The sequence below is a fragment of the Streptomyces sp. NPDC033136 genome (assembly GCF_055578235.1).
Genome location: NZ_JBVIPD010000009.1, coordinates 191,767 through 212,788, shown reverse-complemented (window position 1 = coordinate 212,788; position 21,022 = coordinate 191,767). Strand labels below are relative to the sequence as shown.

Genomic DNA, 21,022 nt, shown 5'->3' with positions numbered 1-21,022 from the left:
TCGAAGGACGCGCTGCTCGCGCAGGCGTACGTCGAGATGGTGGAGGGGATGTCCGGCGCCTTCGAGGGCGGCGGTGAGCTGCGGGGGGAGCCGGGGTCGCTCGAACGGTTCGCCGAGGTGTGGGCGAACATCATCGGGACCATGCGGGAGCCCGGCTCGCTGTGGCGGCTCAGTATGGAGATCGTGGCCATGGGGGACCAGCTTCCGGAGGTGCGGGAGCATCTCGCGCGGGCCCAGCGGGAGGGTGCGCGCGGCATCGTGACGCTGTTCCACGGCGGCAGTGAGGACGACGTCCCCGAGGAGCAGGTGGACACCGTCGGCTCCTTCTACCTGACCCTGATGATGGGGCTTGTGGCGCAGTGGACCTTCGATCCGAAGAGCGCGCCCGAGGCCGCTCAGCTGGCGGCGGGGCTCCGTCAGGTGAGCGAGGGCGTCAAGGAGAGCTGACGCGTCCTTCGCGCATCTCGACGACCCGGTCCGCGAAGTGCCCCACCACCGCCCGGTCGTGGCAGATGAACAGGTAGCCGAGGCCCAGCTCGTCCTGGAGGTCGGCGAGCAGGTTCAGCACGCCGGCCCGTACCGACGGGTCGAGGGAGGACACCGGCTCGTCGAGGACCAGCAGGCGGGGTCCGGAGGCCAGGGCGCGGGCGATGCCGGCGCGTTGGCACTGGCCGCCGGAGAGTTCGTGCGGGTGGCGGTCGCCGTACGCGGGGTCGAGGCCGACGCGGTCGAGGAGTTCGGCGACGCGGGCCGGGCCGTCCGCAGGGTCCCAGCGGCCCTGGACCTTGAGGGGTTCGGCGATGGCGTCGCGGATGCGGTGGCGGGGGCTCAGCGAGCCGTAAGGGTCCTGGAAGACGGGCTGCATACGGGGGCGCAGCGGGCGCAGCTCGCGTTCCGGCAGGGTGGTCAGCTCCCGGCCCTCGAAGCGGACTTCGCCCCCGTCCGGGCGGCGCAGCTGGAGCACGGCCAGGGCTGTGGAGGACTTTCCGCAGCCGGAGGGGCCGTTCAGGGCGAGGGTCTCGCCGGCGGCCAGGGAGAACGAGACGCCGTCCACGGCGGTGACGCGGCCGTAGCGGACGACCATGTCACGGACGTCGAGCAGAAGATCACTCATGCGGGCTGCCGTTCCTCCTGGAACAACTCGGTGGCCGGGTGGGGGAGTGCCTCCCAGCGGTGGCAGGCCACCAGCCGTCCGTCCACCTGCCGGGCCTCCGGTTCCGCCGTGTGGCAGGTGTCCGCCGCGAGCGGGCAGCGCGGGGCGAAGGCGCAGCCCGGCGGGAGCGTGCCGGGGGCGGGCGGGGTGCCGCGCAGGGCGGGCAGACGACGGCCGGGGGGCGTGTGCTGCGGGAGCGATGCCAGCAGGCCTGCCGTGTAGGGGGCCCGGGGGCGGGCCAGTACCTCGTCCGCCGGGCCGAGTTCGGTGACGCGCCCGGCGTACATGACCAGCACCCGGTCGGCGTGCCCGTGTACGGCGTCCATGTCGTGTGTGACCAGGACGAGCGCTGCGCCGACCGCCTCCCGCTGCTCGGCGAGCAGCCGCAGCACCTGGTCGCGGCGCTCCTCGTCGAGGGCGGTGGTGGGTTCGTCCGCGACCACGACGTCCGGTTCGTTGATGGTGGCCATGGCGATCACCGCGCGCTGCCGCATCCCGCCGGAGTACTCGTGCGGATACGCCCGTGCCTTGCGTGCCGCGTCGGGGATGCCGACGCGGTCCAGGGCCGCGACCGCCCGGGCCCGGGCCTCCTTGCCGGAGACGCCGGCCACCGACCGTACCGCGGAGGCGAGTTGGTCGCCCACCCGGTGCACGGGGGACAGGGCCGACAGGGCGTCCTGCGGGACGAGGGAGATGCGGCGGCCCCGGTGGGCCGAGAAGTCCGGCAGGATCGTCCCGCTCGTCGTCGTGCCGCGCGGCAGCATGCCGAGGAGCGCGCGGGCCGTGAGGGACTTGCCCGCTCCCGACTCGCCCACGATCGCCAGCACTTCACGCGGGCGGACGTCGAAGGACAGGCCGCGCACGGCCTCGATCCCGTCGAAGGCGATCCGCAGCTCGCGTACCGACAGCAGTGGTTCAGACTCCAACGGGGGTCTCCTTCCGGACCGGAGCCGGGGCGACGCGCCGCACCCTCCGGCCCTGTGTGAGTGCCGCGCCCGACACCGCGAGTCCCGCCAGCAGGGCCAGTGCCACCGCCGGGGCGAGGGCGGCCCAGGGGGCGCGTTCCACATAGGCCCGGGACTCCTCCAGCAGCAGGCCCCACTCGGGGGCGGGCGGCTGGGCGCCCAGGCCCAGGAAGCCCAGCGAGGCCAGGGCCAGGGCGATGCCCGGCAGGCGCAGCAGGGCATGGCGGGCGACGGGGGCGGCCACCGACGGCAGGACGTGCCGGGTGAGGATCCAGAACGGGCTTGCCCCGATGGCCCGTTGGGCGGTCAGGAACGCCGACGCGCGGACCTCCTGCACCAGCGCCGCCGCGTGCGCGGACAGGGCCGGCCAGGAGATCAGCGCGACCGCGAGGGCAGCGCCGCCGGTGCCGGGGCCGACGGCCGCCGCGACGAGGATGCCGACGATCACCGGGGGCAGGGCGTTGGCGATGTCCGCGGCGCCCTCCGCGACCCGCGGCAGGAAGCCCAGCGCGAGCGCGACCAGCAGGCTCAGCAGGCAGACGGCGGTCGCCGTGCCGACCGTGGAGGCGGCGCCGTGGCCGAGGCGCGCGAGGACGTCACGGCCGAGGCCGTCGGTGCCGAGCGGGTGCGCCCAGGAGGGCGCGGCCAGCCGGACCGTGGTGTTCACGGCGTACGGGTCGCGCAGCAGACCCCAGCCGATGGCCACGGCGAGGACGGCGAACAGCGTCGACGGGATCGCGGGATGTGCGCGCACCGGCCGGGCCGGGGGCAGCGCCAACGAGGCGTCACGCAGGGCCGGGCCCAGCAGCCGCCGTCGTGCGAGCGCTGCCAGCGCGCCCGTGACCAGGCCGAGCGCGAGCAGCGCGAGCACCGAGCCCTGGAGCAGCGGCAGGTCCTGTGACTTGGCCGCGCCGAGCGCGGTACGACCGATGCCCGGCACGGCGAAGACCGTCTCCACGGCGACCGCGCCCCCGGTGAGCCCCACGGCGACCATTCCGAACTGCGGGACCAACGGCGGCAGGACGCGGCGCAGCGCGGCCGCGGAGATGCTCGGCCGGCTCACCCCCGCACCCCGCCACAGCTCCACCCACCGCTCGTCGAGCACGGCGGGCAGCGCGTCCGCGACCAGACGGCCGAGCAGCCCGCCCCCGGGGACGCCGAGGGCGACGGCGGGCAGGACCATGTTCTCCGGCCCCACCCAGCCCGACGTCGGCAGCCATCCCAGCCACACCCCGAACACCAGCAGTACGACCGTGGCCAGCAGGAACTCGGGTACGGCGGCCAGCATCGCGGCCCACGCCCCGGCCGAGGCCCGGCCCCGCACCAGCACCGGTGCGACCAGCGTGCACGCCAGCAGCAGCGCCACGCTGAGCGAGGCGCCCATCAGCGCCAGTGACACCTGGAACCCGGAGACCACCGAGGGCAGGACCTCGGCGCCCGACACCCAGGAGGTGCCGAGGTCGCCGCGCAGCAGGTTCGAGGCCCAGTCACCCAGCAGGGACAGGGGACCGGCGTCCAGACCGAGGTCCCGTCGTACGGAGTCCAGAGCTTCCTCGGTCGGGTTCTGCTCGGCGGAGCGGGCCCGCAGCACGGCCAGTGCCGGGTCCCTGCGGGAGAGCCAGGGCAGCAGGCCGACAGCGGCCAGGACGGCGATCAGGCAGAGTAGTCGGGTCAGTGCGGCGGCGCCGGGCAACCGCCCTGTACGGGCCTTCACTTGACGTAGGTGTCCGCCGTGACCAGTTCCCGCTCGCGCGGGTCGTGGGCGGCACCGGCCACGTCGGCGGCGTCGCCCTGGATCACGCGCTCGTGCAGCATGGGCACGGCCGCGTCGGTGCCGAGCACGGCGGCCTCGGCGGCGATGACAGCGGCGCGGCGCGCGTCACCCGCCCTGGTCTCACCGGCCTTCTTCAGGGCCTTGTCCACAGCCGGGTCCGCGAGCTGGGAGATGTTGAAGGAGCCGTCGGAGGCGAAGTCGCTGTAGAGGTAGGCGGCCGGGTCGCCGGAGTCGAGGACGGTGGCGCGGGAGAGGATGAACGCGTCGAACTCGCCCGCCAGCGCGTCGGCCTCGATGTTGGCGTACTCGCGGACGTCGAGCTTCACCTTGAACCCGGCCTTCTGCAACTGCTGTTGCAGCGCGGCGGCCACCTCGGGCAGCTCGGCGCGGTCGGTGAAGGTGCCGATGGTGATCGTCTTGCCGGCCGGAGCGCCGGCCTTGGCGCGCTGCGCCGGCTCGCGCAGCTCGGCCGCCCACGGCAGGGCGGGGCCGAGCAGCCCCTCGGCGACGTCGGCGCGTCCCTCGTACACACCCTTCACGATCGACTCGGCGTCGATCGCCTCACGGGCCGCCGCCCGCAGCGCGGCGTCCCTGAAGGGGCCCTTCTCGGTGTTGAGGTACAGGGTGTTGGTGCGTGGCATGGGCACCTCGGTGATCAGGTCCTGGTCCAGCACCGCCGCCTGCGACACCGGAACCGACTCGACGATGTCGGCCTCGCCGCTGCGCAGGGCGGCGGCACGGGCGGTGCCGTCCGGCACGAACCGGACGTCGATGCCGGGGGCCTTGGCCTTCTTCCCCCAGTAGCCGTCGTAGCGGTCGAGTGCGGCGGAGGAGGTGCCGCTGACCTTCGTCAGCTCGAAGGGACCGGTGCCCGCGCCGACGGGATTGACGGACTTCCCCTGGTAGGCCTTGGCGGCCAGGATCGACAGCTGCGGTGAGCTCAGCCGCTGCGGGACCAGAGGGTCCTCGGTGGCGGTGGTGACGGTGACCTTGTCACCCTCCGCCTTCGCGGTCAGGTCCACTCCGTCGAGGATGCGGGGCTTGGGGGAGGCCGCGGCGGCCTTGGTGAGGGAGTTGACGACGGCTTCGGCGGTGAGCTTCGTCCCGTCGTGGAAGGTGACGCCGTCGCGCAGGGTGAAGGTCCAGCTCCGGCCGGACTGGCCCCACTCGGTGGCCAGCGCCGGCTTGGCGTCACCGTCCGCGTCCAGTTTCACCAGAGTCTCCGCCGTCGACCAGCGCGACAGCTTGAAGGCGTCGTCCGACAGCGGGGACAGCCCCGAGCGGGGTGGCTGCATCATCGCGACGCGTATGCGCTCATCCCCCGCTCCGGAGTCGTCCGTGGCCGACTGCCCACCGGAGAAGCAGCCGGTGAGCAGGACGGAGGCCGCGGTGAGGGCAGCGAGGGGGGCGAGACGAACGGGGACGGGCACGGGGGCACCTCAGTCAAGGCAGGTCAATGGTTGAACGCGCCACGACCGTAGCATGATGACAATCGTTTTCAGAAGCGCCCGGTGTTCGCCCGACTGCCCGCGGCAGGCTGTCAGGGGACCGGGCGGAAGCCCTTCGGCAGTGCCCGGGCGGCGAGTTGGCGACCGGTGGCTTGCCCACATCGTCGGCCGTGCGGGTGTGGATCCCGCCCCAGAGCCGGGCGTCGGTGACGTCCCGGTCGTAGATGACGGTCCCGGTACTCGTGGGCGAAGCGGTAGTGACGGGACCTGCCCGTGTTGGCCGACCGGATGTGCAGGTCGACGCGGGAAGTCCCGACGAGCCCGGTCAGCATGCGCATCAGCGCACCGCCCATGGCGGCTTGGCCGCTGAGGTAGTCGGAGTGCGCCGGGGAGACGAGCAGCGGACTCCAGTGCCGGTCCACCCGGGTCGCCGGGTTGCCGTCGGTGTCCGCGCCTCACGGATGGCGGTGGCGGGCCGCCAGGTGCCGTAGTGGAGCTTGGCGTCCCAGGCGGTGGTGACGGCGCCCGCCTGGGCCGTGCTGGCCGCCGCGTACGGGCGCGCCGTCTCCGCGATGCCGAAGCAGTGGCGGGTGGCGTGGTCTCCCGGCGCCGCTTGCAGGTACAGAGCGGTGAAGTACCGCGGGGTGGCCGTCTGTTCCGGGGCCCGGTGCGAGCCGGTCCGCCCTCCGTATGCCGCCACTTCGTGGAGGTCCTTGGGTTCGTCCTGAAACCGGCCGCTCGGGCGACGGACTCACCCGGACGGCCCGGAGGCCTGACCCCGTGCGAGCCGGGCCCCCTTCAACGCCATGTGCAGGAGCAGACGTTCCTCGCCGTCGTCCAGGTCCAGGCCGGTGAGCTTCTCGATCCGGGAGAGGCGGTAGTACAGGGTCTGGCGGTGGATGCCCAGCTCGGCGGCGGTCCGGGCGGCCTGCCCGGCGCAGTCGAGGTAGACCTCGGCGGTACGGGCGAGTTCCTGGTGGACGGGGGTGAGGAGCGTGCGAGCGACGGGGTCGTGGGCGACCTCCGGGGGCAGCGCGGTCAGCAGCCGGAACGGCCCGATCGCCCGCCACTCGGCGACCGGCCCCAGCCGGGGCTCCGCCAGTGCCGCGCGGGCCGCCGCCGAGGCCTCCCACCAGGAGGTGCCCAGCTCGGCGAGGCCGGAGCGGGGGGTGGCGACACCGGCGGACGCCTTGTGGGGGGCGCTCTCCACCGGCCCGGGCGAGGCGGGACCCTTCGGCGCCGGCCCGGGTGGGGTGGGACCCTTCGACGGGCTCGCACCGGTGGTGGAAGGCTGACCGCTCCTCCCGCGCACCCGCTCCAGCAACCGTCCCGCCGCCGTGGTCGCCGGGGTCAGCACCTCCGGGGAGCGCAGGCGCAGGAGGACGGCCACGCACTGGTCCGTGGCCCCCCACGGCAGCGTGCACAGGGCTGTCGCGCCCGGCATTCCGCGGACCGACGGGGCGTCGTCGGGGTCGGCCGACGGCCAGGGCGCGACACACACCACGGTGTGCGGGCCGTCGGCGCGGGGGCCGAGGGCCGTGCGGAGTTCGGCGATGGCCATGTCGCTCTGCCAGCCGCGCTCGGCGGTGAGGACCGCCCTCAGTTCACGGCTGAGGTCGGCGCCGTGCTGGGCCTCGTCCGCGAGCAGGGCGCCGATGCGGGCCGTGACCCGCATGGCGGCGGAGAGCCGGCCCTCGCCCGGGCCGGGATCGTCGTCCAGGAGCCAGACGTAGCCGTGGACCACGCCCCGGTGGCGGACGGGGAGGCAGATCCGGCCCCGGTAGACACCGGCCTCCGGGGTCGGCGGGATCCGGACCGGGCCCGTCGCACGCGTGATGCCGAAGCCCTCGAACCACGCCCGGACCGCCGCCGTCGAGCGGCGGGTGAGGATCGAGCGGGTGCGCACGGGGTCCAGGGCCGACGGATCGAGGTCGCCCTCGCTGTCGTACGCCCCGAAGGCGATCAGCTCGAAGTCGCGGTTCTCCAGCGTCGCGGGCGCGCCGAGCAGCTCCGAGATCTCGTCGACCAGCTCCTCGTAGTCGTCCCTGTGTTCCGACGTCATCCGGCCATTGTCCCGCACCCCGAAGGATCCTTCATACATCTGTCTGAGATCTGCGGCACGGATGCGTGACAGCTGTCGATGGCCGACGATCGGAGGGATCCTTAGGTTTCACGGTGGTTCTCCGTGCCGTACCCGACGCGTCGTCCGCGAGGGGTCCGGCCCTCATGTTGCTTGTGCTCTGGAGGTGCCCCGTGCTGGGTCCCGTGATTCTCGCCGCGTCACGCAGCGACCGGATGCGACGCCTGATCTCGGCGGCCCCGGTGACCAAGCAGGTCGTCGACCGCTTCATCCCGGGCGAGGACGTCGACGACATCGTCCCCGTCGTACGGGACCTCGCCGCCCGAGGGCTGGAGCTGACGATGGACGTCGTCGGCGAGGACATCACCGGACCGGCGCAGGCCGCCGCCGCCCGGGACGCCTACCTGGAGCTGATCGACCGCCTCAAACCGCTGGAGCTGGGCACCCGCGCCGAGATGTCGGTGAAGCTGTCGATGTTCGGGCAGGCGCTTGAGGACGGCCACGAGCTGGCCCTGAAAAACGTCCGCCCGGTCGTCGAGGCCGCAGCCGAGATCGGCACCACGGTCACCCTCGACGCGGAGGACCACACCACCCTGGACTCGATGTTCGCCATCCACGAGCAGTTGCGGAAGGACTTCCCGCAGACCGGCTGCGTCATCCAGGCCTACCTCTTCCGCACCGAGGCCGACGCCCGCCGCCTCGCCGCGAACGGCAGCCGGGTCCGCCTGGTCAAGGGCGCCTACAAGGAGCCGGCCTCTGTCGCGTACCAGCACAAGCGCGAGGTCGACCGGGCATACGTTCGGATCCTCCGGGCGTTGATGGAGGGTGAGGGGTACCCGATGATCGGGTCCCACGACCCCCGGCTGATCGCCATCAGCCAGGAACTCGCCCACCAGGCCGGGCGAAAGCTCGACGAGTACGAGTTCCAGATGCTCTACGGCATCCGCAGCGATGAGCACCTGCGGCTGGCCGCCGAGGGCCACCGGATGCGCGTGTACACCGCGTACGGCACCGACTGGTACGGCTACTTCATGCGCCGTCTCGCGGAGAAGCCGGCCAACCTGCGCTTCTTCGCCCGCTCGATGCTCACCAAGACCTGATAGCTCACCAAGGGCTTGATAGCCCACAAAGGGCTTAGGGGCTTGAGAGCTCACCAAGAACTGAGGCTCGTCAAGGGCTGAGACCGAAACGCCGCTCAGTAAGGAGTTACGGAAAACATGGACGCTGTGACCCAGGTCCCCACCCCCGTCAACGAGCCGGTGCACGGCTACGCCCCCGGCTCGCCCGAGCGGGCCCGGCTGGAGGCCCGGCTGAAGGAGCTGGCCGACAACCCCGTCGACCTGCCCTGCACCATCGGTGGCGAGAAGCGGATGGGCGGCGGCGAGGCCTTCCAGGTCGTCCAGCCGCACAACCACCGGGCCGTGCTCGGCACCTACCGCAACGCCACGCAAGCGGACGCCCAGGACGCCATCGACGCGGCCCTGGCCGCCGCGCCCGCCTGGCGCGCGATGTCCTTCGACGACCGTGCGGCGATCATCCTGCGCGCCGCCGAGCTGCTGTCCGGCCCCTGGCGCGAGACGCTCGCCGCCTCCACCATGCTCGGCCAGTCCAAGACCGCCCAGCAGGCCGAGATCGACACGCCCTGCGAGCTGATCGACTTCTGGCGGTTCAACGTCTCCTACGCCCGCAACCTCCTGGCCGAGCAGCCGCCGGCCAACTCCCCGGGTGTGTGGAACCGTCTGGACCACCGCCCGCTGGAGGGCTTCGTCTACGCGATCACGCCCTTCAACTTCACCGCCATCGCGGGCAACCTGCCGACGGCCCCGGCCCTGATGGGCAACGTCGTGGTCTGGAAGCCGTCCCCGACGCAGACCCACGCCGCCGTGCTGCTCATGCGGCTGCTGGAGGAGGCCGGCCTGCCCAAGGGCGTCATCAACCTCGTCACCGGGGACGGCATCGAGGTCTCCAAGGTCGCCCTGGAGCACCGCGACCTCGCGGGCATCCACTTCACCGGCTCGACCCCCACCTTCCAGTACCTGTGGAAGACGGTCGGCGCGAACATCGAGAAGTACCGCACCTACCCGCGTCTGGTCGGCGAGACCGGCGGCAAGGACTTCCTCGTCGCCCACCCGTCGGCCGACCCGGCGATCCTGAAGACGGCGTTCACCCGGGGTGCCTTCGAGTACCAGGGCCAGAAGTGCAGCGCCACGTCCCGGGCGTACATCCCCGCCTCGATCTGGAACTCCGGCTTCAAGGAGGAGCTCGCCGCCGAGGTCGACGGCATCAAGATGGGCGACGTCACCGACCTGTCGAACTTCATCGGCGCCGTCATCGACGAGCGTGCCTTCGCCAAGAACAAGGCCGCCATCGACCGCGCCAAGGAGGACCCCGCCTGCACGATCGTCGCGGGCGGCACCTACGACGACTCCGAGGGCTGGTTCGTCCGCCCGACCGTCATCGAGTGCACCGACCCGGAGAACGAGGTGTTCCGCACCGAGTACTTCGGCCCGGTCATCGCCGTGCACGTCTACGAGGACGACCGCTACGACGAGATGCTGACGCAGATGGAGTCCGTCTCCGACTACGCCCTGACCGGCTCGGTCATCGCGAACGACCGCGCGGCGGCGGCCTACACGGCCGACAAGCTCCGCTACGCGGCCGGCAACTTCTACATCAACGACAAGTCGACCGGCGCCGTAGTCGGCCAGCAGCCCTTCGGCGGCGGCCGTGCCTCCGGCACCAACGACAAGGCCGGCGCCCCGCAGAACCTGATGCGCTGGACCCTGACCCGCGCCATCAAGGAGACGCTGGTCCCGCCGACCGACTACACGTACCCGCACATGGGCTGAGATCCCAGGGCAACCGGAGGGCCGGGTCGTACGACCCGGCCCTCCGCGTATCACCGCAGGCCAGCGCGGTGTGACCTGGCCACCGTCTCAGATAGTAGGAAGTCCGAGTAATTGTGGAGACAGACGCTCCGGCCTCCCTTAGTTTTGTAGGAGCCGAACGTCTCGCTCGACCAAGCGAATGGCGGTCGTGAGCCGGGCCCCGTGCAGGCAACCCCTGCGGCACCGCTCCCCGCCCCTTCCGGCGTCTCGATAACCCTCCCTTTGCACTCCGTGCTGTCGAAGGAGCCGATGTCCCATGGCCGAGACGACCGTCCGCCGCCGAGTCCGCCACCTCTCCCGTACGAGCGATTCCGACCGCAAGAACGCCGCCGCCGCGCTCCAGCGCGCCCTCGACCGCAGGGACAACGGCGGATCCACCGGCCACTGAGCCGCAGCAGGACCGGGAGCCGCACCCGCTGAGGTGCGGCTCGGGGTCTCACGCCCCGCGCCGCACCTCGAAGTGGTCGATCCGCTCACCGCTCGACGCCAGCGCCGACACCTTCAGCCTCGGCGCGGCACCGCTCAACGCCTCCACCGAGAGGAACGAGAAACCGCGGTAGCGCACCCGCGACCACCGCACCGACTCCGCCCGCGTGCCCCGGGACCTGGTCCAGCGGAACGTGGTGACCGGCTCGTGGTCGGCGGTGTTCCCCTCGTAGCTCTCCTTCACCCCGTCCGGGAAGCCGTACAGCTCCTTGCCGCCGCCGCCCGCCGTGACGTACACGATCCCGTCCCGGCGCGGATCCGTCGTCCCGCCGACCGGCACCGGCCTGCCCACCTCGTTGTTCCGGATGGCGTCGGTCCGCTCGTAGACGTGGTTGTGCCCGTTGATGACCAGGTCCACCTCGTGCCGGGCGAACAGCGGCAGCCACTCGGCGCGCACCCCGCCGTCGGAGGCGTGCGTGGACGTGGAGTACGCGCAGTGGTGGAAGAAGACGACGATGAAGTCGACCGAGGTGTCGGCCCGCAACGCGCCGAGCTTCCTGTCCAGCCACGCCGTCTGCTTCCCCTCCGTATGGCCGAGGTTGGCGGGGATCTCGTACGACACGTCGTTCGCGTCCAGCGCGACCACACCCACGTTGCCGTAGGTGAAGGCGTACACGCCCGGTGCCGTCCGCGGGTCGAAGCCGCTGTCCGGCAGGGAGAAACGGGCGAGTTGGCCGCCGTAGCCGTCCGGGGAGTACCAGGCCTCCATGTCGTGGTTGCCGGTCGTCACCATCCACGGCACCGACTTGGCCACCGGCTCCGTCTGCTTCAGGAACCGGTCCCACTGACTCGCGTCGAAGACGTCCGACTCCCTGCCCTTGCCGGTCGGGTCGGCGTAGCAGATGTCGCCGGCGTGCAGATGGAAGGCGGGCTCGCGGCGCAGCAGCGTACGGTCGTTGAGGGCCGCCTCCTCGCCGACGCCCTGGTCGCCGAACGCGGTGAACACGAACCGCCCGGGCGGGCTCGCGGGTGCCGTGCGGACGAGGTGATGGTCGAGCGGTGCCGCGGGGACGCAGGGTCGAAGCCCTCGTGGCCGACGCCGTAGTAGTACGTCGTGTCCGGGCGCAGGCCGTCCAGCGCCGCGTGCAGGTAGTACTGCTCGACCGCCGCCCGTACGCCCTTCAGCTCCGGGGTGTGCAGGTCGCGCAGCTCCGCCTCGACCTTGCGGCCGAGGTCGTCGGGGCGCAGACCCACCCGGACGTACGGCCCGCGCACCGCGAGCGGCACCTGCCAGGAGATCCGCATCTGAGTCTTCGGGTCGGCGCCGAAGGCGAGATGGCGGCCGAAGGGGGTGATGACGGAGCCGGGCGCCTTGGACGTACTGGGCGAGGGGTGCCTCGTCGCCGTGGCGCCACCCTGCCCCCGCCCCGAGCCCGAGCCGCAGCCGGTCAGCAGCCCGCTCGCCACCGCGCCCGCCGTCACCAGCGTGCGACGCCGTGACAGCCGGATCCGCAGGTACTCGTGCTGTTCCGCCATGCTCATCCGGCGGGCGAGTTCGGACGGGATGCCGAAGTGAGGGATCTCCATGTCGAATGAACTTCCCACCGGAGGCCAACGGCCGCACCACATACGGGTGAACGGAGCCCGGCGGACCGGTGCCGTCGTCGACCGGGTGCCCTCCGGCGTGTCCGCATCACGGACGCCTCATGTCATCCCATGGGACGAGGAGTAGGGTGCCCGCATGTCTCGCAGCATCAATCTCGCAGTGATTCCCGGTGACGGCATCGGCCAGGAAGTCGTGGCCGAAGGCCTGAAGGTCCTCTCCGCCGTCCTTCCGCAGGATGTGAAGCTGGAGACCAAGGAGTACGACTTCGGCGCCCGGCGCTACCACGCCACCGGTGAGACCCTCACCGACGCCGACCTCGACGCCCTGAAGCGGCACGACGCCATCCTGCTCGGCGCGATCGGCGACCCGTCGGTGCCGTCCGGCGTCCTGGAGCGCGGCTTCCTGCTCAAGCTCCGCTTCGCCTTCGACCACCACGTCAACCTGCGCCCGTCGAAGCTCCTGCCGGGTGTCGCCACCCCGCTCGCCGGCGAGCCGGAAATCGACTTCGTGGTGGTCCGCGAGGGCACCGAGGGCCCGTACACCGGCAACGGCGGCACCATCCGCAAGGGCACCGAGCACGAGGTCGCCACCGAGGTCTCCGTGAACACGGCCTTCGGTGTCGAGCGCGTGGTCCGCGACGCCTTCGCGCGCGCCCAGGCCCGCCCCCGCAAGAAGCTGGCGCTGATCCACAAGAACAACGTGCTGACCTTCGCGGGTCACCTGTGGACGAACATCTTCAACAAGGTGGCCGAGGAGTTCCCCGAGGTCACCACCGAGTACATGCACGTCGACGCGGCCACCATCTACCTGGTGACCCAGCCCGAGCGCTTCGACGTCATCGTCACCGACAACCTCTTCGGCGACATCGTCACCGACCTCGCCGCGGCCGTCTCCGGCGGTATCGGCGTGGCCGCGAGCGGGAACATCAACCCGTCCGGGGAGTTCCCCTCGATGTTCGAGCCCGTGCACGGCTCGGCCCCGGACATCGCCGGCCAGGGCAAGGCCGACCCGACCGCCACCGTGCTGTCCGTCGCCCTGCTCCTGCGCCATCTCGGCTACGAGGCCGAGGCCGCCCGCATCGACGACGCGGTCGCCGCCGACCTGTCGGAGCGCACCGGCGAGCCCGCCCGCTCCACCACGGAGATCGGCGACGCGCTCGCCGTACGCGTAGCCGGCTGACCCGCCGCTTTCCGCAAGCCGCCGGGTCGCAACCGCACCCGGCGGCTTCCGCATGTTCCCGCCGGGTGCCACCATCGACCACCGGGCCGCATTCACCCCGTTCCTTCTGCCGCCGCCTCCGGGCGATAATCGAACGCGAGGCCGCGGAACGAGGGAATGCTCGGACGTCCTAGCACTGGTCACCATCAGAGCAGTACCGAGCGCGGCCCGTCACTACAACCGGTGAAGGACATCAACCCATGACGACGCCCACGATCGAGCTCAAGCCCTCCGCCAACCCGCTCTCCGTCAGCGAGCGTGAGGCGATCCTGGCCAACCCCGGGTTCGGCCGCCACTTCACCGACCACATGGTGACGATCAAGTGGACGGAGGGCCGAGGCTGGCACGACGGCCAGCTCGTGCCGTACGCGCCGATCCCCCTCGACCCCGCCACCACGGTCCTGCACTACGCGCAGGAGATCTTCGAGGGGCTGAAGGCCTACCGGCAGTCCGACGGATCCGTCGCCACCTTCCGCCCCGAGAAGAACGCCGAGCGGTTCCAGCGCTCCGCCCGCCGGCTCGCGATGCCCGAGCTGCCGGTCGAGACGTTCATCGAGGCGTGCGACGTCCTGGTGAGGCAGGACAAGGCGTGGGTGCCGGCGCACGGCGGTGAGGAGTCCCTCTACCTGCGCCCGTTCATGATCGCCACCGAGGTCGGCCTGGGCGTGAAGCCGGCCAACGAGTACCTGTTCCTGGTGATCGCCTCCCCGGCCGGGGCGTACTTCCCGGGCGGCGTCAAGCCGGTGTCCATCTGGGTCTCCGAGGACCGCGTCCGCGCCGTCCCCGGCGGTATGGGCGACGCCAAGACCGGCGGCAACTACGCGGCGTCCCTGCTCGCGCAGGCCGAGGCCGCGACGAAGGGCTGTGACCAGGTCTGCTACCTCGACGCGGTGGAGCACACGTGGGTCGAGGAACTCGGCGGGATGAACCTGTACTTCGTGTACGGCGACAAGATCGTCACACCGTCCCTGACCGGGTCGATCCTGGAGGGCGTCACGCGGGACTCCCTGCTCGCCGTCGCCCGTGACCTCGGGTACGAGGCCGAGGAGGGCCGGGTCTCGGCCGACCAGTGGCAGCGGGACTCGGAGAACGGGTCGCTCACGGAGGTGTTCGCCTGCGGTACGGCCGCGGTGATCACGCCGGTCGGCACGGTGAAGCGGGCCGGGGCGGAGTGGAAGCAGAGCGGCGGTGAGCCGGGCGAGGTCACGCTGCGGCTGCGTCAGGCCCTGCTCGACATCCAGCGGGGTACGGCCGACGACAAGCACGGCTGGATGCACCGCCTGGGCTGAGCCCGGCCTCGTGCCCGGCGGCACGCGCGACAGGCACCTCGCACGTCGACGTCCGCCCATGAGGTGACCGACCGCATGCTGAGACACGCGTGAGCGGAGTGCGGGGGTTGTGCCAGACTGCCCCCGTGCTCTCGTTCGCCATGATTATTGGCAGCAGGCGCGCCGGTCCGCAGTGACCGTCACGTACGACCAGGTACGGGCGGACACCGTCGTCCTCGACCCGCGCGCAGACCTCTCGCACCCGCGAGAGGTTTTTCGCATTTCTGGCCCACCCACAGCCGGAGGCGAGAGCGCGAGGGAGTATGTGAGGGCGGTGGAGCCGGTCATTCCGGTACGACCGAGATCCCATCCTCAGGAGCCTTTGAGACCATGACCGAAACCAGCGAGCTCGACGATTCCTTCCACGTCTTCGACACCACCCTGCGCGACGGCGCCCAGCGAGAGGGCATCAACCTCACCGTCGCGGACAAGCTGGCCATCGCACGGCACCTGGACGACTTCGGCGTGGGCTTCATCGAGGGCGGCTGGCCGGGCGCGAACCCCCGGGACACCGAGTTCTTCGCCCGCGCCCAGCAGGAGATCGGCTTCCGGCACGCCCAGCTCGTCGCATTCGGCTCCACCCGCCGCGCCGGCACCACCGCCGCCGAGGACCCGCAGGTCAGGGTGCTCCTGGAGTCCGGCGCGCCGGTGATCACGCTGGTCGCCAAGTCGCACGACCGCCATGTCGAGCTCGCCCTGCGCACCACCCTGGACGAGAACCTGGCGATGGTGCGCGACACGGTGTCGTTCCTGAAGGAGCAGGGCCGGCGCGTCTTCGTCGACTGCGAGCACTTCTTCGACGGCTACCGCGCGAACAAGGAGTACGCCAAGGCCGTCGTCCGTACGGCGTCCGAGGCCGGCGCGGACGTCGTCGTCCTGTGCGATACCAACGGCGGCATGCTCCCGGCGCAGATCCAGGCGGTCGTCTCCACGGTCCTGGCCGACACCGGCGCCCGGCTCGGCATCCACGCCCAGGACGACACCGGCTGCGCGGTCGCCAACACCCTGGCCGCCGTCGACGCCGGCGCCACCCACGTGCAGTGCACGGCCAACGGCTACGGCGAGCGCGTCGGCAACGCCAACCTCTTCCCGGTCGTCGCCGCCCTGGAGCTCAAGTACGGCAAGAAGGTCCTCCCCGACGGCCGCCTGCGCGAGATGACCCGCATCTCGCACGCCATCGCCGAGGTCGTCAACCTCACCCCCTCCACCCACCAGCCCTACGTCGGCCTCTCCGCCTTCGCCCACAAGGCCGGCCTGCACGCCTCGGCCATCAAGGTTGACCCGGACCTGTACCAGCACATCGACCCCGAGCAGGTCGGCAACACCATGCGGATGCTCGTCTCCGACATGGCCGGCCGCGCCTCCATCGAGCTCAAGGGCAAGGAACTCGGCATCGACCTCGGCGGCGACCGGGAGCTGGTCGGCCGGGTGGTCGAGCGCGTGAAGGAGCGCGAGCTCAAGGGTTACACCTACGAGGCGGCCGACGCGAGCTTCGAGCTCCTGCTGCGCACCGAGGTCCAGGGCAAGCCGCCGCGCTACTTCGAGGTCGAGTCCTGGCGCGCCATCGTCGAGGACCGGCCCGACGGGTCCCACGCCAACGAGGCCACGGTCAAGCTCTGGGCCAAGGGCGAGCGCATCGTCGCCACGGCCGAGGGCAACGGCCCGGTCCACGCGCTGGACCAGGCCCTGCGCGTGGGCCTGGAGAAGATCTACCCGCAGCTCGCCAAGCTGGACCTGGTCGACTACAAGGTCCGCATCCTGGAGGGCAAGCACGGCACCAACTCGACGACCCGTGTGCTGATCTCCACGTCCGACGGCACGGGCGAGTGGTCGACGGTGGGCGTCGCCGACAACGTCATCGCGGCGAGCTGGCAGGCCCTGGAGGACGCGTACACCTACGGGCTGCTGCGGGCCGGGGTGACGCCGGCCGAGTAGCGGACGGCCCTCCCGGGGCGCGGGTCACATCGCCGTGTCCCGGGAGCGCGGTCCCGGCACCTCCCCGCCCCGGTCGCGGCCGGGTGACCGGTCGAGGCGGAAGAGCCCCGCGGAGTGGGGGCGCTGGCCGGTGGCCTGGGACGTGGAGCGGGTCAGTTCCTCGACGCCGTCGGCCAGGTAGCCGACCCACGCCGAACCCTCCTCCTCGATGATCCGCTGGGCGTCCGTCCGCAGCCGCTCGATCACGCCGAGCAGGGCGGCCTGCTCCTTGTCGCTGGGAGAGTCGGTGGTCCTCAGGAACGCCTGCGCCCAGTCGGACTGCGCCTTCTTCAGGAGCTGCTGCAGTGCCAGTTCCGCACGGATGTAGCGGGTCCAGGACGCCGAGAACCCGAAGATCCGGTCGAACAGCACACAGCCCGCCCCGCCGGCCAGGAACACGAAGCCCCACTCGGGCTGCACGGCCGTGGGGGCGGCCGCGTGCACCAGCGGCGTGAGCGTGCCGACGATCCCCAGCAGTGTGGCGAGCGCCCGCAGCGCACGCGACCACAGCGACGGCCCCCGGCGCCGCGCCAGATACCAGCCGATCGCCGACGTCACCTCCGCCTCGGCGTGCCGGAACAACTCCCACAGCAGATCGGCCCGTGTCCGCGACCGGTCCAGCTCGGTGAGTTCGGACACCGTCATGTCCGCGGCTCTGCGTCGTCCGAACATGCCCTGTTCCCGCCCCTTCTGCTGCGACCGGCGGGCCCGGCCGGCCCACGTCAGGAGTCAGGAGGCATCGTAGGCGCAGCCGCCTCCGGAAAATCCCCGCTCCGCCCGATATCCGTTTCTGTCCCGATTCGGGTAGCTTCGAACATATGAAGGCCGCACTGGTGCGTACCGTCGTACGTCTGCTGATCGTGCCGGTCGCCGCCGTACTGGCGGTGCTGCTGGCCGGTGCGCCGGGCGCGCACGCGGCCACCGACCTGACGAAGGTCGCCCAGGAACTGCGTGCGAGTCCCGTCTACGTCGATCCGGCCGCCTCGGACCAGCTGGCCGCCTCGGACGCGGAGGCGCTCGCCGACAAGATCAGGGACGCGGACAAGCCCGTCTTCGTGGCGGTCCTCCCGGACGATTACCCCACCCAGGACCTGTTCCGGAACCTGCGCACCGAGACCGGCGTCACCGGCCTTTACGGCATCCGCCTCGGCGACGAGTTCGACGCCCGTGCCGACAGCTCGGTGATGAGCAGGCAGGCGGTGTCCAACCTGGTCACGGCCGTGGAGGGCGCGGGCGACGCCAAGGCCCAGCTGAACGACTTCGTCGACGACGCCCTGCGCAACGTGGGCGGTTCGGCGCCGAGCAGCTGGAGCGGCGGCTCGGGCAGCGACGTGCCGGTCGGCGGCCTGGTCACGATCGGTGTCCTGGTCGCGGCCGGCGGCGGGGGCGCCTACGCCCTGGCCCGCCGCAACCGGCGCCGCCACGAGGAGGAACAGCGGGCCGCGCTGGAGAAGCTGCGGGTGGTGGTCGACGAGGACATCACCGCCTTCGGCGAGGAACTCGACCGCCTCGACTTCCACCCCGGGGAACCCGGTGCCGACGACGCGATGCGCACCGACTACGAGCACGCCCTGGACGCCTACGAGCGGGCGAAGTCCCTCATGGCGGCCGCGACGAAACCGGAGGACGTCCGGGCCGTCACCCAGGCCGTGGAGGACGGCCGGTTCTCCCTGGCCCGGCTCGCCGCCCGCCGCGAGGGCAGCGCGCTGCCGGAGCGCCGCCCGCCCTGCTTCTTCGACCCGCGCCACGGACCCTCGGTCGCCGACGCGAGCTGGACGCCCCCGGCCGGTGCCGAGCGCGAGGTCCCGGTCTGCGCGGCCGACCGGACGCGCCTGGCCGAAGGCCGCGATCCGGTGATCCGCGAGGTCGACACCGCCGACGGCCGCCGCCCGTACTGGGAGGCCGGCCCGGCCTACGGCCCCTGGGCCGGCGGCTACTTCGGCGGCGGCCTCCTGCCCGGCCTCCTCGTGGGCACCATGCTCGGCAGCATGATGGCCGGCCCCGCCTACGGCGCCGACTACGGCTCCGGCTACGGCGACTTCGGAGGCTATGAGGGCGGCGACGTCTCCGGAGCGGACTTCGACACCGGCGACTTCGGCGGTGGCTTCGGCGGAGGCGACTTCGGCGGTGGCGGCTTCGGCGGTGGCGGGGACTTCGGGGGAGGGTTCTGAGCTGGTCCTTCCCTGCGGTGGCGGTCATGACCACGGCCGTGCAGACCGCAGATCGGCGCGTCCGGCGAGGTCATCGGAAGGCCGTCCGCCGTGCGCGGCGGGCCCGTGCCTATCGGATCCACCGCGGACAGCCCGTACCGCCGCCTGGCGGTATCGGGCGGCCCCGTAGGGGTGGTCCTGCCGGATTCCGGTGCGCGACGGCGCCGCCCGGGGTTCGCCCACGGGGCGGGGGCCGGCGCACCGGTGAGCCGGGCCCGAGGGGACGACGTGCGGTGGCGATGTCCTGGAAGACGAGGTTCCGTTGCAAGGGACCGCAAGGAGACAGACGAGACCACGGCGGACGCACAGCGCAGGGGAGACCGACTCGTGACACTCACCGGCTCCGGCTCGGCCCACGACCCACCGGCGGACCCCGGCCCGCGCCGCTCCATGTCCCCCGCCCCCGCCCGCGTGGCCGTGTACGGCCCGGCCCGGCGGCTGGACCGGCGTGTGGCCCTGGTCACCGGGGCCTCCTCCGGCATCGGAGCGGCCACGGCACGGCGCTTCGCCATGGGCGGCTGGCAACTGCTCCTCAGCGGGCGCGACCGGCACGGACTGGAGCAGAAGGTGTCCGGTACGTCGGCCGTCGTCCTGCCCGCCGACCTCGCCGCCCCGGACGGTCCGCGCCTGCTGGCCCAGTCCGCGCTGCACACGACCGGCCGCATCGACGTCCTGGTCGCCGGGGCCGGCATCGGCTGGGCGGGCCCCTTCGCCGCCATGCCGCACACCGACATCGACCGGGTAGTGACCCTGAACCTCAACGCCACGCTCCACCTCGTGCGCGAGGTCCTGCCCACCATGATCGCCGCCGGCCGGGGCCGGGTGGTGCTGCTCGGCGCGGTCGCGGGCTGCGTGGGCGTACGCGAGGAGGCGGTGTACTCCGCCGCCAAGGCCGGCCTCGCCGCCTTCACCGATGCCCTGCGCCAGGAACTCCGCGGCACCGGCGTCGGCGTGACCTTCGTCGTCCCCGGCCCCGTCGGCAGGCCCTCCTCCACCCGCCGCGGCAGACCCGATGACCGCTCCCGCCCCGGCCTCCTCTCACCCGGCTGCGTGGCGAGTGCCATCTGGGAGGCGGTGTGCGAGGACCGCGATGAGGCACACCTGCCGGCCTGGCTGACCCTGTACCGCCGCATGCTGAACCGCTTCGGCTGAGTGGGCCCGCTGTTCCGTTCCGCCGTTCCGGTCACTCCGGTCACTCCGGCCGGAACGGCCGTTCAGGTGTCCGGCACCCCGTGGTAGGGCAGGGGCATGACTCCCCAGTGCCGTGCCGCCCCCGGCCGTACCGCCGTGCACCGCCGCGCCCTGCTGCTGGCGGCCGCGGCCCTGGCGGCGACCGGGGGAGCGGCGCCCGCGGGACGGGGCACCGACGACCCGTACGACGGGCTCCGCCGGCGGTGGCTCGGTATCGCCCTCGGCACCGGGTACGACCCGGTCGCCGAGCTACGCCTCCCGGCTCGCCGAGACCGGCGCACTCGCCCGTGAACGCGCGGCACCATGGCCCCGGCGGCGGACTCCCCCTGGGCCGGCTATGTCCTCCTGCCCGGGGCGTCCCGCCGCACGGTCGCGCGCCGCGCCGCCGACCCACGCCTGCTGTCGGTCCTCGCCAACGACGTCCGCCGCCAGGCGGTCGCGGTGCCCTCCCTGGGCCTCACGGCGGCGAACACCTGGCAGCCCGGCACGGCCGGGCCGCTCACCGCCTCCGCGGGCGCGAGCGTGCTGATCGTCCGGCGCGGGCGTACCGCTACCCTCTGCGTGAGCGAACCGCCCCGCACGGGCCGGTCGCTGGAGATCGTCTGGGACCATCCGGCCGGCCGAATCGTCCACGCGGACGAGACGGCCGAGGCACACTCGACCGGCACTCGGCTCCGGCTCGTGATCGCCCCGGGGACGGCTTGCCTCACCCATCGGTGTGAGGTGAGGATCGGCTGAGCCTTGTTCGACCCCTACAAGCC

16 protein-coding genes and 3 pseudogenes are annotated in these 21,022 nt (G+C 72.3%); 11 read left to right on the top strand and 8 right to left on the bottom strand.

The window, feature by feature from the left end:
* Positions 1–447 (top strand): annotated as a pseudogene (locus ACZ5TL_RS19410) (TetR/AcrR family transcriptional regulator); the annotation flags it as partial.
* Here the strand turns inward: ACZ5TL_RS19410 and ACZ5TL_RS19405 are convergent.
* The 6 genes from ACZ5TL_RS19405 to ACZ5TL_RS19380 all read right to left on the bottom strand — a co-directional run bounded on the left by ACZ5TL_RS19405 (position 434) and on the right by ACZ5TL_RS19380 (position 7,402).
* The gene (locus ACZ5TL_RS19405; protein ID WP_468591131.1) at positions 434–1,114 is read right to left on the bottom strand and encodes an ATP-binding cassette domain-containing protein; all 681 of its coding nucleotides are present in this window, start codon (positions 1,112–1,114) and stop codon (positions 434–436) included. The pseudogene ACZ5TL_RS19410 and the gene ACZ5TL_RS19405 overlap by 14 nt on opposite strands.
* Positions 1,111–2,079: an ABC transporter ATP-binding protein gene (locus ACZ5TL_RS19400; RefSeq protein WP_468591130.1), complete on the bottom strand. Its 969-nt coding sequence runs from the start codon at positions 2,077–2,079 to the stop codon at positions 1,111–1,113. Before ACZ5TL_RS19400 ends, ACZ5TL_RS19405 begins: the two co-directional genes overlap by 4 nt.
* Positions 2,069–3,832, bottom strand: a complete 1,764-nt coding sequence (locus tag ACZ5TL_RS19395; protein WP_468591129.1) for an ABC transporter permease subunit — start codon at positions 3,830–3,832, stop codon at positions 2,069–2,071. Before ACZ5TL_RS19395 ends, ACZ5TL_RS19400 begins: the two co-directional genes overlap by 11 nt.
* Complete coding sequence (locus tag ACZ5TL_RS19390) at positions 3,829–5,322, bottom strand: ABC transporter substrate-binding protein (protein WP_468591128.1); 1,494 nt, start codon at positions 5,320–5,322, stop codon at positions 3,829–3,831. The genes ACZ5TL_RS19395 and ACZ5TL_RS19390 overlap by 4 nt, the downstream gene beginning before the upstream one ends.
* Positions 5,323–5,677: 355 nt before the next feature.
* Positions 5,678–6,040, bottom strand: a complete 363-nt coding sequence (locus tag ACZ5TL_RS19385) for a phosphatase PAP2 family protein (protein WP_468591126.1) — start codon at positions 6,038–6,040, stop codon at positions 5,678–5,680.
* Between the two features lie 51 nt (positions 6,041–6,091).
* Positions 6,092–7,402, bottom strand: coding sequence for a PucR family transcriptional regulator (locus ACZ5TL_RS19380; RefSeq protein ID WP_468591125.1), 1,311 nt, complete (start codon positions 7,400–7,402; stop codon positions 6,092–6,094).
* Positions 7,403–7,593: 191 nt separating this feature from the next.
* On the opposite strand from ACZ5TL_RS19380, the gene ACZ5TL_RS19375 reads away from it, so the two are divergent.
* The 3 genes from ACZ5TL_RS19375 to ACZ5TL_RS19365 all read left to right on the top strand — a co-directional run bounded on the left by ACZ5TL_RS19375 (position 7,594) and on the right by ACZ5TL_RS19365 (position 10,696).
* Complete coding sequence (locus ACZ5TL_RS19375) at positions 7,594–8,520, top strand: proline dehydrogenase family protein (protein WP_468591123.1); 927 nt, start codon at positions 7,594–7,596, stop codon at positions 8,518–8,520.
* Between the two features lie 117 nt (positions 8,521–8,637).
* Positions 8,638–10,269 carry an L-glutamate gamma-semialdehyde dehydrogenase gene (gene pruA, locus ACZ5TL_RS19370; protein WP_468591122.1) on the top strand — a complete coding sequence of 544 codons (1,632 nt, stop codon included), beginning with the start codon at positions 8,638–8,640 and terminating at the stop codon, positions 10,267–10,269.
* Between the two features lie 295 nt (positions 10,270–10,564).
* Positions 10,565–10,696, top strand: coding sequence for a hypothetical protein (locus tag ACZ5TL_RS19365; RefSeq protein WP_302185845.1), 132 nt, complete (start codon positions 10,565–10,567; stop codon positions 10,694–10,696).
* 48 nt (positions 10,697–10,744) lie between these two features.
* Here the strand turns inward: ACZ5TL_RS19365 and ACZ5TL_RS19360 are convergent.
* Positions 10,745–12,321, bottom strand: a pseudogene (locus tag ACZ5TL_RS19360) (purple acid phosphatase family protein).
* Positions 12,322–12,475: 154 nt separating this feature from the next.
* Between ACZ5TL_RS19360 and ACZ5TL_RS19355 the strand changes: the two are divergent.
* The 3 genes from ACZ5TL_RS19355 (at position 12,476) to cimA (ending at position 16,821) form a co-directional block, all read left to right on the top strand.
* A complete protein-coding gene (locus ACZ5TL_RS19355) occupies positions 12,476–13,519 on the top strand; it encodes a 3-isopropylmalate dehydrogenase (protein WP_468591121.1) in 1,044 nt (347 codons plus the stop codon).
* A gap of 239 nt (positions 13,520–13,758) precedes the next feature.
* Entirely contained in the window at positions 13,759–14,847 is a 1,089-nt protein-coding gene (locus ACZ5TL_RS19350; RefSeq protein WP_468591119.1) for a branched-chain amino acid aminotransferase, read from the top strand.
* 369 nt (positions 14,848–15,216) lie between these two features.
* Positions 15,217–16,821 carry a citramalate synthase gene (gene cimA / locus ACZ5TL_RS19345; RefSeq protein ID WP_468591118.1) on the top strand — a complete coding sequence of 535 codons (1,605 nt, stop codon included), beginning with the start codon at positions 15,217–15,219 and terminating at the stop codon, positions 16,819–16,821.
* A 24-nt stretch (positions 16,822–16,845) separates the two neighbouring features.
* Here the strand turns inward: cimA and ACZ5TL_RS19340 are convergent, their stop codons facing one another.
* Positions 16,846–17,532, bottom strand: coding sequence for an SLATT domain-containing protein (locus ACZ5TL_RS19340; RefSeq protein ID WP_468591117.1), 687 nt, complete (start codon positions 17,530–17,532; stop codon positions 16,846–16,848).
* A gap of 146 nt (positions 17,533–17,678) precedes the next feature.
* Between ACZ5TL_RS19340 and ACZ5TL_RS19335 the strand changes: the two genes are divergently transcribed.
* The 4 genes and pseudogenes from ACZ5TL_RS19335 to ACZ5TL_RS19320 form a co-directional block, all read left to right on the top strand.
* The gene (locus tag ACZ5TL_RS19335; protein WP_468591116.1) at positions 17,679–19,031 is read left to right on the top strand and encodes a hypothetical protein; all 1,353 of its coding nucleotides are present in this window, start codon (positions 17,679–17,681) and stop codon (positions 19,029–19,031) included.
* 366 nt (positions 19,032–19,397) lie between these two features.
* Positions 19,398–20,222, top strand: coding sequence for an SDR family NAD(P)-dependent oxidoreductase (locus ACZ5TL_RS19330; RefSeq protein ID WP_468591114.1), 825 nt, complete (start codon positions 19,398–19,400; stop codon positions 20,220–20,222).
* A 96-nt stretch (positions 20,223–20,318) separates the two neighbouring features.
* Positions 20,319–20,552 (top strand): hypothetical protein, encoded by a 234-nt coding sequence (locus ACZ5TL_RS19325; protein ID WP_468591112.1) that lies wholly within the window; start codon positions 20,319–20,321, stop codon positions 20,550–20,552.
* 45 nt (positions 20,553–20,597) lie between these two features.
* Positions 20,598–20,999, top strand: a pseudogene (locus ACZ5TL_RS19320) (polysaccharide lyase beta-sandwich domain-containing protein); the annotation flags it as partial.
* Positions 21,000–21,022: the final 23 nt, after the last annotated feature.